12 protein-coding genes and 1 pseudogene are annotated in these 15,141 nt (G+C 60.1%); 6 read left to right on the top strand and 7 right to left on the bottom strand.

Annotation, left to right across the window (positions count from 1 at the left end; translation table 11 throughout):
• Positions 1–9: 9 nt before the first annotated feature.
• The 5 genes and pseudogenes from FNV92_RS18495 to FNV92_RS18475 all read left to right on the top strand — a co-directional run bounded on the left by FNV92_RS18495 (position 10) and on the right by FNV92_RS18475 (position 4,651).
• On the top strand, positions 10–1,413 hold the full coding sequence (locus FNV92_RS18495) for a DUF1254 domain-containing protein (protein ID WP_143845239.1): 1,404 nt from the start codon (positions 10–12) through the stop codon (positions 1,411–1,413).
• Positions 1,410–2,447 (top strand): annotated as a pseudogene (locus tag FNV92_RS18490) (DUF1254 domain-containing protein). The gene FNV92_RS18495 and the pseudogene FNV92_RS18490 overlap by 4 nt, the downstream one beginning before the upstream one ends.
• The gene (locus tag FNV92_RS18485; protein WP_015686125.1) at positions 2,444–2,689 is read left to right on the top strand and encodes a DUF3302 domain-containing protein; all 246 of its coding nucleotides are present in this window, start codon (positions 2,444–2,446) and stop codon (positions 2,687–2,689) included. Before FNV92_RS18490 ends, FNV92_RS18485 begins: the two are co-directional and overlap by 4 nt.
• The gene (locus tag FNV92_RS18480) at positions 2,686–3,627 is read left to right on the top strand and encodes an HlyD family secretion protein (RefSeq protein ID WP_143845241.1); all 942 of its coding nucleotides are present in this window, start codon (positions 2,686–2,688) and stop codon (positions 3,625–3,627) included. Before FNV92_RS18485 ends, FNV92_RS18480 begins: the two co-directional genes overlap by 4 nt.
• 13 nt (positions 3,628–3,640) lie before the next feature.
• On the top strand, positions 3,641–4,651 hold the full coding sequence (locus tag FNV92_RS18475; RefSeq protein ID WP_143845243.1) for a SphA family protein: 1,011 nt from the start codon (positions 3,641–3,643) through the stop codon (positions 4,649–4,651).
• Positions 4,652–5,406: 755 nt separating this feature from the next.
• Here the strand turns inward: FNV92_RS18475 and FNV92_RS18470 are convergent.
• From FNV92_RS18470 to FNV92_RS18450, 5 genes are all read right to left on the bottom strand, one after another.
• Positions 5,407–6,348: a site-specific integrase gene (locus tag FNV92_RS18470; protein ID WP_143845245.1), complete on the bottom strand. Its 942-nt coding sequence runs from the start codon at positions 6,346–6,348 to the stop codon at positions 5,407–5,409.
• Positions 6,345–7,148 (bottom strand): hypothetical protein, encoded by an 804-nt coding sequence (locus tag FNV92_RS18465; protein ID WP_143845247.1) that lies wholly within the window; start codon positions 7,146–7,148, stop codon positions 6,345–6,347. The genes FNV92_RS18470 and FNV92_RS18465 overlap by 4 nt, the downstream gene beginning before the upstream one ends.
• Positions 7,149–7,222: 74 nt before the next feature.
• A complete protein-coding gene (locus FNV92_RS18460; RefSeq protein WP_143845248.1) occupies positions 7,223–8,230 on the bottom strand; it encodes a TniB family NTP-binding protein in 1,008 nt (335 codons plus the stop codon).
• A complete protein-coding gene (locus tag FNV92_RS18455) occupies positions 8,227–10,464 on the bottom strand; it encodes a DDE-type integrase/transposase/recombinase (protein WP_143845250.1) in 2,238 nt (745 codons plus the stop codon). The genes FNV92_RS18460 and FNV92_RS18455 overlap by 4 nt, the downstream gene beginning before the upstream one ends.
• Positions 10,458–11,330 carry a hypothetical protein gene (locus tag FNV92_RS18450; RefSeq protein ID WP_143845252.1) on the bottom strand — a complete coding sequence of 291 codons (873 nt, stop codon included), beginning with the start codon at positions 11,328–11,330 and terminating at the stop codon, positions 10,458–10,460. Before FNV92_RS18450 ends, FNV92_RS18455 begins: the two co-directional genes overlap by 7 nt.
• Positions 11,331–11,857: 527 nt before the next feature.
• Between FNV92_RS18450 and FNV92_RS18445 the strand changes: the two genes are divergently transcribed.
• Positions 11,858–12,382 carry a tyrosine-type recombinase/integrase gene (locus FNV92_RS18445; RefSeq protein ID WP_143845253.1) on the top strand — a complete coding sequence of 175 codons (525 nt, stop codon included), beginning with the start codon at positions 11,858–11,860 and terminating at the stop codon, positions 12,380–12,382.
• Here the strand turns inward: FNV92_RS18445 and FNV92_RS18440 are convergent.
• A complete protein-coding gene (locus FNV92_RS18440; protein ID WP_143845255.1) occupies positions 12,354–13,226 on the bottom strand; it encodes a tyrosine-type recombinase/integrase in 873 nt (290 codons plus the stop codon). The two genes, FNV92_RS18445 and FNV92_RS18440, sit on opposite strands and share 29 nt — an antisense overlap.
• The gene (locus tag FNV92_RS18435) at positions 13,219–15,114 is read right to left on the bottom strand and encodes an AAA family ATPase (RefSeq protein ID WP_143845257.1); all 1,896 of its coding nucleotides are present in this window, start codon (positions 15,112–15,114) and stop codon (positions 13,219–13,221) included. The genes FNV92_RS18440 and FNV92_RS18435 overlap by 8 nt, the downstream gene beginning before the upstream one ends.
• Positions 15,115–15,141: the final 27 nt, after the last annotated feature.

The following is a 15,141-nucleotide window of genomic DNA, read 5'->3' as shown; positions in this document are numbered from 1 at the left end:
AGTTTCACCATGAGAAAAGAACTGCTTGTCACGCTCTCACTACTCTGCCCTTCGAGCACCGCCTTCGCGCAAGCCCCCTCTGCCGACGACAGCCTCGTGCGCAGCCGCGCCATCCAGGCCGTGATCTGGGGCATGCCCGCCGTCAACTTCGAGCTGATGCTGCAAGCCGCGTTGAAGGCCGGAGCCAGGGACAACCAGATCGTATTCTGGTCGCGAATTCCGGATTGGAAAAATCAGACGCTCACGCCCAATCCCAGCACGATCTACTTGATGCCTTTCGTCGACACGAAGGGCACAGGTCCGATGGTGCTCGAAATCCCGCCGGCGAGCGGAGGCGAGATCACCGGAACGATCATGGATGCCTGGCAAGCCGCGCTCGATGACGTAGGACCGGCGGGAGCGGACAAGGGCAGGGGCGGAAAGTACCTCATCCTCCCACCGGGCTACGCCGAGAAGACCCCCGACGGCTACATCCCCCTCGCGTCTGACACGAACAAGAGCTACGCGCTGCTGCGCTCCAACGTTGGCAGCGGCAGCGAGGCCGATGTCGCGAAAGCGGTGACCTACGCGAAGCAGATAAAACTCTACCCGCTGTCCCAGGCGGCCGCTCCGCCGCCGACGGCCTTGATCGACGTGGTCGACGTCACCTACGACAGCACGATCCCCTACGACATCCGCTTTTTCCAGTCGCTCGACCGCTTCATTCAGCGCGAGCCGTGGCTCGAACGCGACAAAGCCATGATCGATCAGATCAAGTCGATCGGCATCGAGAAGGGCAAGCCATTCGATCCCGGCCCTCAAGCGCAGAAGATGCTCGAGGAGGCGGCCCGAGACGCACATGGATGGCTCGATGCCCGGTACGAAGGTCTCTTCAAACCGTCTTTCTATGAGAACGGACAATGGGCGCTGCCGGTTGCGCACGACGTCACCGAGGGGCTGGCGAATCTCTTCGCCAAGCCGAACGTCTACCCGGTCGACGACCGCGCCGCGTTTTACTCGTTCGCGTTCTCGAGCGTGAAGCATCTCGGCACTGGCCAATTCTATCTCGTCACGATCCGGGACAAGGAGAGCAGGGCACTCGACGGCGGAAGCACCTACCGGCTGACGGTGCCGGCCAACGCGCCGGTCTCTCTCTACTGGTCAGGCACCGTCTACGATCGCGAGACGCACGGCCTGATCAGGGGCACGAAGTGGTCAAGCCGGGGCTCGAACACGCCGGGTCTGCAGACCAACCCCGACGGCTCGGCCGACATCTTCTTCGGCCCGAAGGCTCCCGACGGCAAGGAGTCCAACTGGGTGCCGACGAAGGCCGGTAGAGGATGGGAAATCATCTTCCGCTTCTACGGCCCGCAAAAGGCTCTTTTCGAGAAGAGCTGGCGTCTGCCGGATATCGAGAGGATTGCGGAACAATGACGAACGTGATCTTCATGGCGAAAGACGCGGGCGCTGCTCTCCTGATCACGTGGATGATTTCAGCGCCGGCACTCGCACAAAAGGCCATTCCTGTTACGGTCGACAATTTCGTGCGGGCGGAGACAGACCTTTACTTTGGCAACTCCGTAAACGGAGGGGGCTTCGGCGGTTGGCATCACATCCGCGAACTTCTGCCCGTCGACCGTCAGACCGTGATCCGCGGCAACCGCGACACGCTGTACTCGACGCGCGTCTTCGATCTTGATGCCGGGCCAGCGACGGTCAGGTTGCCCGAGGCAGCAGGGCGCTTCATGTCGCTGCAGATCATCAGCGAAGACCAGTAAACGACGACGGAATACGGATCGGGACCACACACGCTGGACAACGCCAAGATCGGCACGCGCTACGCGCTGGCCGGCGTTCGCACGCTGATCGACCCGAACGATCCGGAGGACATCAAGCGAGTCCACGCGCTGCAGGACGCGATCGAAGTATCGCAACCGGGAGGACCGGGGAAATTCGAGATTCCGGATTGGGACAAGGCGAGCCAGAAGAAGGTCCGCGAGGCCCTGCTCGTCCTGGCGAGCACGGTGACCGATACGCGGCGCGCCTTCGGCACCAGGGATGAAGTCGATCCGGTCCAGTACCTGATCGGCGCCGCCTCCGCGTGGGGTGCGAACGCGCCACGCGATGCAATCTACCTCAACGTCGTCCCTGACAAGAACGACGGGACAACCGAGTACAAGCTGACGGTTGTGGATGTTCCCGTCGACGGGTTCTGGTCGATCAGTCTCTACAACGCGGAAGGCTATTACCAGAAGAATGCCTTCGACGCCTACACGCTGAATGGCATCACCGCGAAGAAGAACCAGGATAGCTCGACGACGATTCGCTTCGGCGGTTGCGACGGCAAGGTGCCGAACTGCCTGCCGATCATGAAGGGCTGGAACTACATGGTCCGGCTCTATCGGCCGCGGGCCACAATTCTCGAAGGAGGCTGGAAGTTTCCGCAGGCGGAGCCGGTGAATCCATGACCGGTCTCGATATCTTCGCCTGGATCGTGTTGATCATCGTGCTCGCGGTGATCGTGCTGGTGGTCTGGCTGATGGGCGCGCTGCCGGGTCACGTGGCCCGCCGGCGTGGACACCCCTGGGCCGAGGCGGTGGGGATGGCCGGCTGGATCACGCTGATCTTCGGCTTCGTGCTGTGGCCGGTCGCAATGATCTGGGCCTACGTCGACGTCCCGGCGAAGCGCACAGTGGAGCCCCGGCCATGATGATCGCCCTCATGGCGCTCTATCTGGCGCTGCTGTTCACTTTGGTCTGGGTCGGCGCGATCCGCCTCAACACGTTCTGGAAGGCCTCGCCTCTGATCGTGCTGCTTCTTCTGAACATCGGACTGTTCATTCCGATGGGGTGGGGGGCACCTCAGGGCACGGCTCTGGTCTACCGCAACGCCGTCTCGATCGTTCCGGACGTCGCCGGCGAGGTCGTCGACGTGCCGGTTCGGCCGAACGCTCCTTTGAAGCAGGGCGATATCCTGTTCAAGATCGACCCCACGCCCTACGACGCTCAGGTGAAGGCGATCGAGGCCCAGCTCAAGCTGTCGAGCACGCGCCTGACCCAGATGACGTCGCTGTACGAACGGGACGCGGGCCGCGGCTTTGACGTCGAGCAGCGGCAGTCGGAGGTCGACCAGCTCAAGGCCCAGCTTCAGAACGCCCAATGGAATTTCGACAAGACCGTCGTGCGGGCGCCCGCCGACGGTTACGTCACCAACGTGGCGCTTCGGAAGGGGGCCCGCGTCGGAAACCTTTCGGCAGCGCCCGTGATGGCCTTCATCGACACCTCCGCGACCCATGTCGCGGTCGAGATCGACCAGATCGCCGCCCGCTATGTCGCGCCAGGGCAGGCGGTGGAAATCGCGTTCAAATTCGCTCCGGGCCGAATCGCGACGGGCAAGGTCGAAAGCGTGCTGCAGGCCGTCTCCACGGGTCAGACCCAGGTCTCCGGCCAGGCAGCGACCCCAAAGGGGATCGCGACCGTTCCCTTCGTGGTCAACGTCGGTCTCGACGATAACGAGCTCGCGGCGCGGCTGCCGGCCGGTGCCACGGGCACTGCCGCCGTTTTCACCGACCACGTCAAGGTCAGCCATATCATCCGACGCGTGCTGCTGCGGCAGATCGCGATCCTGAACTACGTCGTCCCGTTCTGAACAGGAGAGCAAGATGATCTGCAAGGTCTCCTATAGGGCGCTCGGACTGCTCGGGTTGGCGGTCGCCTCAATGCCCACGCCGGCTTTCGCCGACGCGGGCGGTGTTGGATTTTGGCTGCCCGGCATATTCGGCAGCCTTGCCGCGACGCCGACCGTGCCCGGCTGGGCCTACGCGTCGATCTATCTCCACCTGCAGGCCAATGCGGGGGCCTCGCAGAACTTCGTCACCAGCAACGGCGCCCGCGGCACGGTCGTCGCCGGCTTGAACGCGCATGGCGACGCCCTCGCGCTTGGCATTACCTACGTCTCTCCGACGCCCGTCCTCGGCGGCCAGGCATCTTTCGGGATCGTCACCGCTCCCGGCAACGTCGGTCTCGGGGTGGATGCGACGCTGACAGGACCGCGCGGGAACGCCATCACCGGAGCCCTGACCGACAACCGGACAACGCTGTCGGACGTTTACTATCAAGGCGCGCTCAAGTGGAACCAGGGCGTCCACAGCGAGATGGTCTACATCACCAGCAACATTCCCAGCGGCACCTACGACCCGAACCGACTCGCCAATCTCAATCTGGGGTTCGTCGCATGGGACGTCGGGGCAGGGTACACGTATTTCGACCCCAAGAGCGGGCACGAATTCTCGGCGGTCGCCGGCGTCACCTACAATCTGATGAACCCATACCTGCAATATCAGAACGGCATCGACTTTCACGTCGACTGGGCGGCCTCGCAGTTCCTGAGCAAGAACTTCCAGATCGGCGTTGCCGGCTACTTCTACCAGCAGCTCACCGACGACACCGGCCCGGGCGCCAAGCTCGGCGGATTCCGAGGGCGCGCGATAGGGATCGGACCTCAGGTCGGCTTCGTCATTCCGATGTCGGACGGCTATCAAGGCTATCTCAACATCAAAGGCTACAAGGATATCGAGGTGGAGAACCGGGCTTCGACCTGGAGCACCTGGGTGACCTTTGCGGTGTCCGCTGCGCCGCCGGAAGCCTCAAGCAGGCCGATGCCTCGCAAGTAACTCCAATCGTATCCGGCAAAACTGGAACTAGGGGAGAGAACGTTCCGCGCAACCTGAAGCTTCTCACGCTAATTGAGTCCACCGGAGCTAAAATATCAAGCAAAATCAACGACCCTCGTCTCCCGTTTTTTGAGTCTGGGGATCTCGAATTCCGAGTCTGCCGCCGGCAGACCTGCGCGAATTCCGAGTCTGCGTACGACCCTAAAAAAGAGCCGGCACCAAGTGCCGGCTCTGTTCGAGTTCGACAAAAGAGTGGGGATTTAGGACTTTGCCCGCCTTTCAGCCAAGTTGCGGCCGACCACGACGTTGTGCACGACACCCCGTGCAGTCAGGAGGGCCCTTAACGCAGTGCCGGTGAAAAATAAGGCCGCATCCGTGCGGATCTCGAGAGAAGTGCCAACGCGTTCAAATGCCTCCTTTAGTGCCTCGCTTCCCGAACTCGCGTCAGTGACATCTACGGGCGTTCGAACGATAGTTCGACCGCCCTTTTCATTAACGATCAGTAGTTCCGTCGAACCTCCCGATGTGACAATGTCGGCGCACCAGATCGTGTCGACCTTTGCATGCGATTTCTTCACCTTATGCTCCTGAAGCTGATTGCTAGGAATGGTGCGGAGCGGGCGGAGTCAGGGGTCCGAAAGCTTCTCAGGGACCCAGGTCAGCGGACGATGCTGTCGTAGGATCGGGTCAGCACTTTCGAACCTTAGGGGGAGCCGAGTTTCCGATAGTTCATCCTGCTTCAAGTTGGTCATCGCCTATTCCTCGCTTTGCGAATTAGAAACTCTTGAGGTCAGCGACCCGAGCGGATGAAATCGCTCGACCATCAGCGCAAGCTTCTCGATAGACGGAGCGGGCCGGGCAACGTGTGGTACGGATTTGCGACCTCCCGCGCCGATCGCCAAATTCCACCCGTGTCCATCTTCGACGATTGCTGCGTACATGCTTCTGTACAGCGTTCCAGGCGTAAGGTGGGAGTAACAGGGCCCTGCAGCTTCGATTAGCCGTGCGACGGTTCGCGAGATGGACTTCACCCCAAGGCGAGTCCACGGTGGATGGAAGGTTGGAAACATCGCTCCGCCACCGACCGGAATGCTTCCTCGATATTCGAGCCACTTCGACAACGCCCCTGATGCCAATTCATCTAGGTGGATCAACCGCTCGCGCGAGCCGTTGCGCCCGGCTGTTACGCCGTTACCCGATTGGTCCGTGATATCAAGCCGCACCAATTCGGCCACGGTAATTCCGGCGGCAAGGAGACAAATCAGAACAAGACCGCGAAGTTCGATGGGAAGTCCTGATTCCTGCCCTTGCTGAAGTCGGCGAGTCTGCCACGAAATCAAAGCTTCGATTTCCGCTCGCTTTATCGAATATTTCGGCGGAATCGCGGTGTTCGCCGAGAACGGAAGGAGCAGCGCGGGATTGTCGGTGCGAAATCCCTCGTTGACAAGCATGTGAAACGCAACCCGGAGGTTCCCGATGAGTCGATCCATTGAGCGTTCGCTTCGAGTCTGTGCGCGCTGCTGACAAAAGGCGGTCAGATCTGAAACATCGGCGGTAATGAAATTCTTTTCGATGCTGGCAAGAAACTTTGAGAGCCAAGGAAGCACGATGGCAACGTTGTACGCTTCAGCACGGCTGATCGTAGTCTCCACAGCACCAGCTATTAACTGAACTAGATATTCCGACGTCGGTGTCATAGAGCCTCCAAGACCAGCGCGAGGCGTCCCCGAACTCGGTGCGATCGAAGGCGGTTGATGCGGACAGTGAGGTTTGCGAACGCTACTAACCCGGAGATACGGGGTGCTTCACGGCGCATTTCGCGCAGACGGCCCGCGACGTGCGTGACCATCGCAGCTTGTCCTAGGTAAAGGGCATTCAAAGCGGCCGACGGGCCCGCGGTCGATGGGCCGAGATCGCCGAGCGCGTCGGCCATTTCCAGCAGGTCGGCTTCCGGCCAAGTTGCCATGCCGTCTGGCAAAGTACGGCGAAAGTCGCTGCGCCGCCGGACCGAGGACGACAAAAGCTGCGCGCAAAAATCGGCCTTGGCATCACCGGGAACAATTGACTTCGCCGGCATCCGATCCGCCTCTCCGCCGCAGCCGTGACATCGCGCGAGCGCGACAGCGGCAGACCAAGCGAAGTGCGCCAAACAGAACGCACACCGATCTTCGAGAGGTGCGCCGGTGTCGGGATCTTTGTGGAGAGCACGAACCACCCAGACGAGGCGGTGATAGGGAAGGTTGTCGTTGCGGAGCATATCGAATGCCAATCGGACCGGCGTTTGGCGGACCTGATCGCAGCGAAATACGAAGTCGCCAAGACGCACGTGACCGGGTCGATTGTCGTCAGGGACAAGCATCGTAGGGATGAGTTCGCTGGATAGTACGTTGAGGTACTCCGCGAGCTCCTCCACGCGATCAACGCGGGTTGCCGCCGATGCCAAATGTTCCGGGTGGCCGAGGAGATCGTGCACGACGTTTTGTGGGAAGGGCGTCATCGTACTCGCCGCCCGCATCAGAAGTGAAGGCAGGGACTCTCCCGGCAATGGTGCAAACCTGGTCCTTCGTGCCGTCATGACGAAGTGTTCCGGTTGTTTGCCCAAAGGACGTCTGCACGGCTCGGAACGGCGGTCGTCGACTGTTTTGCGACGCGAAGCTTTTCCAGAGGAATCATGTCGAATGGGTTCGGGCCCCGCCCGGGCCGACACGCGAACGCTTCGAGATAGTGGCGGCGTGTAAGTTCAAGCGACCTCTCGCCGAATATCGCGATTCTGGACGCCGACTGGGTCAGACGCATCAAGTCGGGCGTGCCGCCAGCCGCTGCGATTTGCAATCGCTCGGGCATTTCGCCCGTCAGGATTTCAGTCGTCCGAAAGGGCAGCTTTTCATTCAGCAGATTACAGGTCTCGAGCCAATCCTTGCCGCAAGGCATCCGCGATATCGGAAGATGTAGGGGAAATCGTCCCGCCAGGCGGTAGCATTTCTCGATGACATCACCGAACCCATCTTGTCCGATGATCATGATAGGACAGGGCGCGATGTCGAGAAGATCCTCCAGAAGATCCAAGCCCTTTTCGGAAAGAGTGTCCCCGCGGATCAGGCGATCCGCGTGATTCAAGATTAGGAGACGGGCCTGAACTTTTTCCAGGAAGAGCTTGATCTGAACCCATGCCAGTTCATCGCTGTTGCTGTTGCGAACTTGCGGCCAACCGCCACTTGCGAGCACGGCATGCGCCAGATCTCTTGCGCTCGCCGTCCGCGAGAACTTGCTGAACAGCACGGGCTGGCGAGAAATCGGATCGGCCGGAATTGGAGGGTTTTGTGACAGAAAATGTTCAGCGAGCGAGGTCTTTCCGGAGCCTTCCGGACCGTGCATCACGATATTGGTGTGCAGGCCAGACGTGGTGCGTTCGTAGAGAACATGCTTCATCGATCTGACGGCTTTGCCGACATCTGGGGTATAGAAAAAGTGCCCATCGATCGATGCGAGGCGATCCTCAATAGGCAGAAGGATTAAGTCGGCTTTCGTCAATGGCGGTGGTGCCGCAAGAGCTGGAAGGTGCGCGGGTTTCGAGATCATGTTGTGGCCCGCGGGTCGAAGTCCGCTGAAGGATCGATAGTTTGGTCGACCAATTCCTCTTCCGCCGGAGGAAGCGTAACGTAATCGTATTCGCCGCGTTTCTGGGCGGGCGTTGGAGCCTTGGGGTCGACTTCCCAATACCCGCTGTCGCCCTTCACGAGATCGATGAGGGCGCTTGGCGGCTTGACGCCACTATGCCATGCGCGGGCTTCCTGTCTGGCGACGGCCGTGGCCAGGTCGAGGTTGCGACCCAACACGACGACGCCGTCCCGCAAGGACCGCGAAGACGCTTTAGCATGACCGGTGATCTCGAAGAGTTGACATAGAAGGGCATGTTCGTTCGCCTGATACCGAGCGAGAGTTGGCTTCGGCTTCCGCTTCTCCAGCAACGCCTGCTTACTTTCGTGATCGACGATGTGGGCCCAAACCTTGCGATGGATGGTCACATCGAGGCCGGTCGCGTAGGTCGTATCCGTGCAGTCGACGAAGACATATTCATTGCGGCCAGGGTGATAAACGAGGGCTTGGCCCAGATCCTCGAAATCGAACCTGCTCGGCAGTTTGGTGCCGTCCTCGACGGCATCGAGTCCGCCGTTGTAGAACAAGTTCTCGAAGCGAACGCCCTTCGTCCTGTAGTATGTTAGCGTCCGCCGGATCGAAAACATCAACTTCCATTCGAGAGCGGTATAGTCGCTGAAGAACCGCAGCGGCGGGGAATAGCCGCGTGATCGTTCTGCGTCGAGCCGACGAAGTCCGGATGTCATGGCCATCAGAGGCGTCTGGCGGCGAAGGCCGGCATGCGGCCGGATGTGGTAGACGTCCATGATGAAGTGCCAGATGAAGTGCTCGAGCTCCTTCAGGGTCAGGGGCTTCGCGGGATTGCTTTCTTTCGTCTTTGGTCCTTTTTTGCTGGCGGCGTCTTTGGCTTCCGCACCACGGATCTTCCGCAAGTACGCCTTTAGTGTCCGGAAGAATCGCTCGACAAACGGCTTGTGGTCGCCTCGGTAGACACCCGCGAACTGTTGGGTGATCAGCAGATCCGAAAGGAGTGCAGACACATCCTTCGAATGGAAATCCTTGCCATTATCCATGACTAGCATGACGGGGATCATCGAGACATCGCAGGCGTTTTCGATGCCGAGCTCTGCGAATAGTTCGAATTTCGGCGACATGGCCATCTTGAGGGCCTTCATCGTCCGGAGGCTGTTCGGTCCGTCGATGCCAAGAACCGCGGCGAGAACGAACCTCGTCGCGGCGTCGATGATGACTGTGATCCACACCTTGCCGACGATGATCCTCTTCGTCTCTCCGTTCTCGTCCTTGAATTCGAACGCAACTCGGATTGGGAGAAGGCTGTGGTCGACCTCCCAGCGACTGTGCGGGAAATCTGGGATAAGGACCTTGCCCTTGGGCTGATGCTGCCGGTCCGCCTCATAGATACCCTCGCGGAGCTCGACGAGTAGATAGTTGTTCAACTTCTTCTGGTAGCGCGCGATGGTCGCCAAGGAAGGTATCGTCTCGACTTCCAGTTCGCCATCGGCGAAGCGCAACCCGACTTCGTCCGCGATCTTCGCCTGGATGTTCTCGAGCGAGAGATTTGGATTCGGTCCCCAATAGGTCTCGATCACGTCGTTGATGATATCGACGAGGATCTCGTCGAAAATCGATTTTCGCGACGAGCCCTTGTTGCCGTGAGCCAAAACACACTTGTTGCGCCCGGACGCGACCCAGAGGGCGTAGTCCCGCATGACTTGCCCGCGGGAAGGCTTCTTGCTTCCGTTTTGATAGGGATTAAGGTCCTTCAGCCAATCTTTTATGTCTTCTTTCGACAAACAGCGAACGGCCCCGGGAGGCAACTCGAGCCCTGCCATCCTGGCGCTCTGCGCCAACTGCAGCGCGGCGTCCAACTCGACGCAATAATAGTGCTTACGCTCGATGAATTGTTGCGTTTTGAGATCGAAAAATTCGAACGGAGTATTGGCGAGGCGCAGCTTGTTCGCCGACTTCAGTACCTTCCGCTCGACAGTCAGTTCATGATGTTTCCAATACCAGCAGTATTGGTTCCAATACATCGGTAGCGTGTGCATGTGGTCATGCCGACGAAAGACCATTTGCTTGCCGGTCACCTCTACAAGCTGATAGCGCGCGCCGGCGATCGTCACTTTGGAGTGAAGCGGAAGCACCGGCGGTCCGACAAGGGACGGGTCTTCTTCAGGGGGGCGTGTGACTAGCATCCTGCGCGCTCCATATGGTCTTCCGAGGCAGGATCTTCGATCCAGAAGGGACGGCCGGTCGGGAGCTCAACTTTGCTGTCGAGCGAGTATGGATTGCGGAGATCATATTCGGCGTAGCCGCGGGCGATCGCCGCGAAGAGCCAATCGGTCGGGAACGCGCGTTCAGAAAACGCTGCCAGGCAATCGCCGACGGGCAACGGACCGGATGCGAGCAATTCCTTGAGGTGCGCGATCTCGTTCGGCGTAGGAACTTTTCCGCGTTGCCAAAAGGCCCGATTCACGTTGTCCGCGACCGTCTTCGAACGACAGAAGCTCTGGTTCAACGCAACGTAGGAAAGGCCCACGCGAGAGAACGCGCGTTGCAGTCTGGCGAGCTTGCTCTCCACTTTGGGATTGATCCCGTGTTTGACTTCCTTGCGGTTATTGGGCCCGCGGACAAGTCGCGTCGCATATTTGCCTTCGATCCAGATCGGCTGTTGATCGCGGCCGAGGATCGCGAACGCGTCAGGGCAGGCCCACGTCCTGCCAAGCTCGTCATGAATCTCGACCACATCGAGCTGGTCGCGATAGAGCTCGATCGAGGCGTGCATCTCGAGGAGGCAGTACAGGGGAAATTCGCCCTTCGACTCGCAGTGGATGTCGCGCGCGTCGTTCTTCGTACTGGTAAGTCGGACCGTCTCGAAACCGCGCCGTCCGTTCACCGGACGGCGTACCCGCTCGTCGTCGATCCGGCGGTGGATCTTCAATCCTTCGCCGCACGCGCAAGTACGGAAATTTTCCAGCCCACCCGCTTCTTCGATCAGTCGCTTCGGGATGAGCGATCCGACGTCCGGCGGCCCGAATTTGTGTCCCATGATGCCGAGCATGCCGGCTATCTCCAGTCGAAATCCGCCATGAAGGCGTCCGATCAAGAGAGCAGCACGCGGCCAAAAATCGGCTTGCGTCCGGAATCCGCGTATGCGAATCTCCGGCCGTTGAGAACTGCGCTCTCGATAAATGTTGGCCTCGGCGTCTACCGCGGCCGGCGACTTATTATGCAGCAGCTGGCTTAGGGCCTTGGAACCTTAAGCCGGCTGCTCTGCGTTTAGCGCATAGTTTGTTCTCCACGTGTGGCGATGGCTAGTATCGCCAAGCTTGCACTCGTTCGCAACTGTTTGAATCTGTTGTTGGAATTCGCTCCCTCGTGGCTGAAATTCGCGTTGGCCGGCATAGATGCGTCAACAAATTTGGCCAGTGAATCCAGCGGCGAGTTGCTGCCCAACCATCACTCCTGGTTGTGGTTGGCTCTGCGATTCCTGACTCGCCACGGTTGTAGGAGCGACCAAGACACGCGTGTTCGATTGCGAATTCGGGGCGAAACGAACCATTTACGCGACTCTGAGAACGTCGAGCCATGCGTATTCTACCCAGCTCGGCGGATTGCGAGGCACTGGCGTCTTTCGAGCCCGAGGATGACCGGGAAGCGGCGATGTGGAACGCCATCGTTGCGTTGATATATTCAGTCGGAGCAATGCCCTCCGAGCTTGCCAAAGTGCGCTGGAAGGATGCTGACCGGCCGAAGGTCGGCCAATGGGTACTCAGGCTTGAAGGACAAGCGGCACGGCAGGTCCCTGTGCTGGGCTGGTCTAGTGATCGGCTCCGCACGTATGAGAGACTTTGCCGACCGATACCCGAGGCGGGATTGATGTTCCCCTCTGACAAGAAGCGCTTCGTCGACGTCGCATCGTCGGAGATCAGGCGCAGATCGCGGATCCTCGGCATATCGCCGACCGCCACCCCGACCACCATCAGGAGAGCCTGTGTCCGGGATCTCATCCGAGCCGGCGCTACCTTGGAGGACGTGGCAGACCTGCTTGGAGTCAAGCGGCTCGACGCTTTCAATCGGTTCGTCAAATCTCTGTTCCCCCCGACCGATTGAAGAGCCGGTGGGTACTGAGCGGATGTAGGCCCAGCACCGACGCGACGATGTCGGACGATCCGGATTGCGCTGCAAGCTTGGTACCGCAGCGGCATCTCAGAGAGCTTGGTCCGATAACTCCGACGATACCAAGCAACCGGACACGGTCGCGAAAGCGTACTTGCACCGTCCGGACCGAGATGCGTGTGCCACTCCGGTTGACAAAGAGGGGGCCGTTCAGCGCCAAAGGATACAGAACCGTCGAACGATATTGTTCCAGGGCGGATTTTACCCGATCCGTGATCGCGACGGTGCGCGGGGTAAAAGTTGTCGACCGGACGTTTACCGCGGATTTGCCGATGTCTCCGAGATCGAGTGCTACCGCTTCGGCGGCCGATAGGCCGGCATCGTTCATCAAGAGGTTGATCGCATCGTCCCGAAGTGATTCCCAATCGCCTTCCGCGATGCTGCACCACGACAACAGGTCATCCATCTGACCATCCGACGGAATCGGGCGGGGTAGGCGCTCGACCGACGGCAACTGGGCCGCCAGAATCCCTCCGCATGAGATGCCCACCGAAGCGGTCAGGAAGCGCGCGAACGAACGCAAGGCGCATAACCGGCGGTACCGCGTCGCCGGAGAAACCCCGGCGCACGTCCAATCGTGTGCCATCTTGTCGAGAGCGGTTTGATCGACCTTCGCAAGCTGACGGGTGTCTCTGACCTGCAGTGCTGCCGCAACATCCCGAAGATCACGGGAGTAACAATCGATCGTCAACGGCGATTTGCCGTCTGTTCTCAGAGAAGAGAGCCAGCGGTTGCTTGCTGGACCGAAGGGCAAACGGGTCTCCGCCACACTAGTCATGACCACCTCGAACCTTAATCATGGCTTTCGATCGGTCCGGCCGCTTGATGCTCTCGAAGATCTGCCCGACCGCTTCTCCTGAAAGGTACCGGGTCTCCGCAAGCGCGTCGGCAATCGCCATGATTGCACGTCGATTGCGTTTGACTAGCCGCTCAGCTTGCTTTTCCAAGCGGACGAGATCCGCCTCGACCTGCCGGCGCAGCGACTTGTCGCGCGAAACGGCCCGGAGGACGCGGTGGTGATCCGACGTAAAAGCGAGATCGTCTCCCAAACCCGACGCGTGAAGCGATGCGATCATCCGCGTGGCGATCGCCATGTCACTCTGTTCATCGAGACCGCTGCCGACGCTAATTTCTCCCACCAGCAAACGCTCAGCAGCCCGACCGCACAAGGTAGCGACGACGCGCGCCTCGAAGTCGCGTTTCGTCGGAAGATCGCCCTCATCCTGGACCGACGTTGTCTGTCCCGCCGCACCATCCCGCGCCCGGACGACGACGCCGCGCAGGGTGGCGCAACGCAGGACCAGGATGCCGACTGCGTGCCCGGCCTCGTGCACGCAGATTCGGCGCAAGCGCGCCAGTGGAATGGCATCGTCGGGCAGGGCGACCGCACGGACGTCATCCGGGCGGAGCGACCGGTCCTCGCGGCGGGCGATCCGTCTCGCATCGCGCGTCACCATCATCAGTTCGGCGCCCGTCGATCCCTCTAGAAGTCGTCCGAGCTCGGCACGGTCGCGGCTTTCGATCTCAGGCAGATAGTGGGAGAGAATGTTGATCGTGCCGGCGAGATCAGGACGCCGGATCTCGATCGCCTTTTCGTAGCGGCCCGGGCGCAAGAGCGCCGAGTCGATGCGATCGAGATAATTAGTGCAGGCGATGAAGATTGTCTCCTCGCCACGGCCGCTTCCGCCGCGCGAAAAAGCAACGTCTAACTTGAGCATGAAGTTGGTCAAAACGGGTAGCCACCAGTCCCTTCCTCTACTAGAGATTGTGGACCGATCTGGTAACGCGTCAAGCTCGTCCAGCAGAAAAACACAACTATGGGTAGATATCATTTCGAACATGGCGTTGGTCGCCTGTACGACGCCGCCGAGCGCTCCATCCGACCGGGCGAAGAGATCCGCGATGGAAAAAGCGAGGAGAGGAAGATTCAGGTGCTTCGCGACCAATTTTGCGAGGGTCGTCTTGCCGGTTCCGCTTTCACCATACAGCACGACTGAACGGCTCAATTGGCTTAAAGGAATACCGTCTTTCAGCCCGGTCGCGAGGTCCAGAGCCCATCGGCGTGCTGCGCCGTATTCGACTGCGGTCTCGAGCGACGGCAATCGATCGTCGCCTTCGGAGCCGATCCTCCGTTTCGTGGCTCGCTCGATACGGGAGAAAATTTGCTGCGACGTTGATCGAGGACGAAAGGCGGCGGCCAAGTCGTCGATGTCCAATCCGGTGCCCACCAGCGCCGGCACCGGGGCCGCAACAGGACGTCCGAGATGCCGTTCCACGACCTGGCGGAGGACGTCGCCGGTCGGCGTCGTCAAGTAAATCGTGTGATCTGCGCTTGCAGTGAGTGTCGAGGGCAGAATGTCGATCGACGTGGCAATACCTACTATCGGTTGCCCCGCAGCGAGCCGGTTGGATACGGTCGAATTTCCCACCGTAGATTTGTGTTCGGAGCGGTTTGCTCCGTCGCGGCCAAGGATATGCCAGTGAGTGCCGAAACGACGTTCCCAGCACTTTTTGCACGGGGCGACCCATGCAGCCGTTGGAACGACCAAGATGATTGCCAGCGCAGCCTTACCTGAGAGCGAGCGCTCCAGCGCCGGCGTCAACGCCTTGCTAAGCGCTACTTCAAGGATCGCGTCGGTCGGGGATTGTTTATCGGTGGCAGGCATTTCGAGATTTTCCGGGATTTCAGCCAC

This window comes from Bradyrhizobium cosmicum, from assembly GCF_007290395.2.
Taxonomy (GTDB): Bacteria; Pseudomonadota; Alphaproteobacteria; order Rhizobiales; family Xanthobacteraceae; genus Bradyrhizobium; species Bradyrhizobium cosmicum.
This window is presented reverse-complemented; position numbering and strand designations above follow the sequence as displayed.

Excerpts from the sequence above, each read along its gene's own strand:
- FNV92_RS18495 (WP_143845239.1), top strand. The coding sequence starts at position 10 with ATGAGAAAAGAACTGCTTGTCACGCTCTCACTACTCTGCCCTTCGAGC.
- FNV92_RS18485 (WP_015686125.1), top strand. The coding sequence starts at position 2,444 with ATGACCGGTCTCGATATCTTCGCCTGGATCGTGTTGATCATCGTGCTC.
- FNV92_RS18480 (WP_143845241.1), top strand. The coding sequence starts at position 2,686 with ATGATGATCGCCCTCATGGCGCTCTATCTGGCGCTGCTGTTCACTTTG.
- FNV92_RS18475 (WP_143845243.1), top strand. The coding sequence starts at position 3,641 with ATGATCTGCAAGGTCTCCTATAGGGCGCTCGGACTGCTCGGGTTGGCG.
- FNV92_RS18470 (WP_143845245.1), bottom strand. The coding sequence starts at position 6,348 with ATGACACCGACGTCGGAATATCTAGTTCAGTTAATAGCTGGTGCTGTG.
- FNV92_RS18465 (WP_143845247.1), bottom strand. The coding sequence starts at position 7,148 with ATGACGCCCTTCCCACAAAACGTCGTGCACGATCTCCTCGGCCACCCG.
- FNV92_RS18460 (WP_143845248.1), bottom strand. The coding sequence starts at position 8,230 with ATGATCTCGAAACCCGCGCACCTTCCAGCTCTTGCGGCACCACCGCCA.
- FNV92_RS18455 (WP_143845250.1), bottom strand. The coding sequence starts at position 10,464 with ATGCTAGTCACACGCCCCCCTGAAGAAGACCCGTCCCTTGTCGGACCG.
- FNV92_RS18450 (WP_143845252.1), bottom strand. The coding sequence starts at position 11,330 with ATGCTCGGCATCATGGGACACAAATTCGGGCCGCCGGACGTCGGATCG.
- FNV92_RS18445 (WP_143845253.1), top strand. The coding sequence starts at position 11,858 with ATGCGTATTCTACCCAGCTCGGCGGATTGCGAGGCACTGGCGTCTTTC.
- FNV92_RS18440 (WP_143845255.1), bottom strand. The coding sequence starts at position 13,226 with ATGACTAGTGTGGCGGAGACCCGTTTGCCCTTCGGTCCAGCAAGCAAC.
- FNV92_RS18435 (WP_143845257.1), bottom strand. The coding sequence starts at position 15,114 with ATGCCTGCCACCGATAAACAATCCCCGACCGACGCGATCCTTGAAGTA.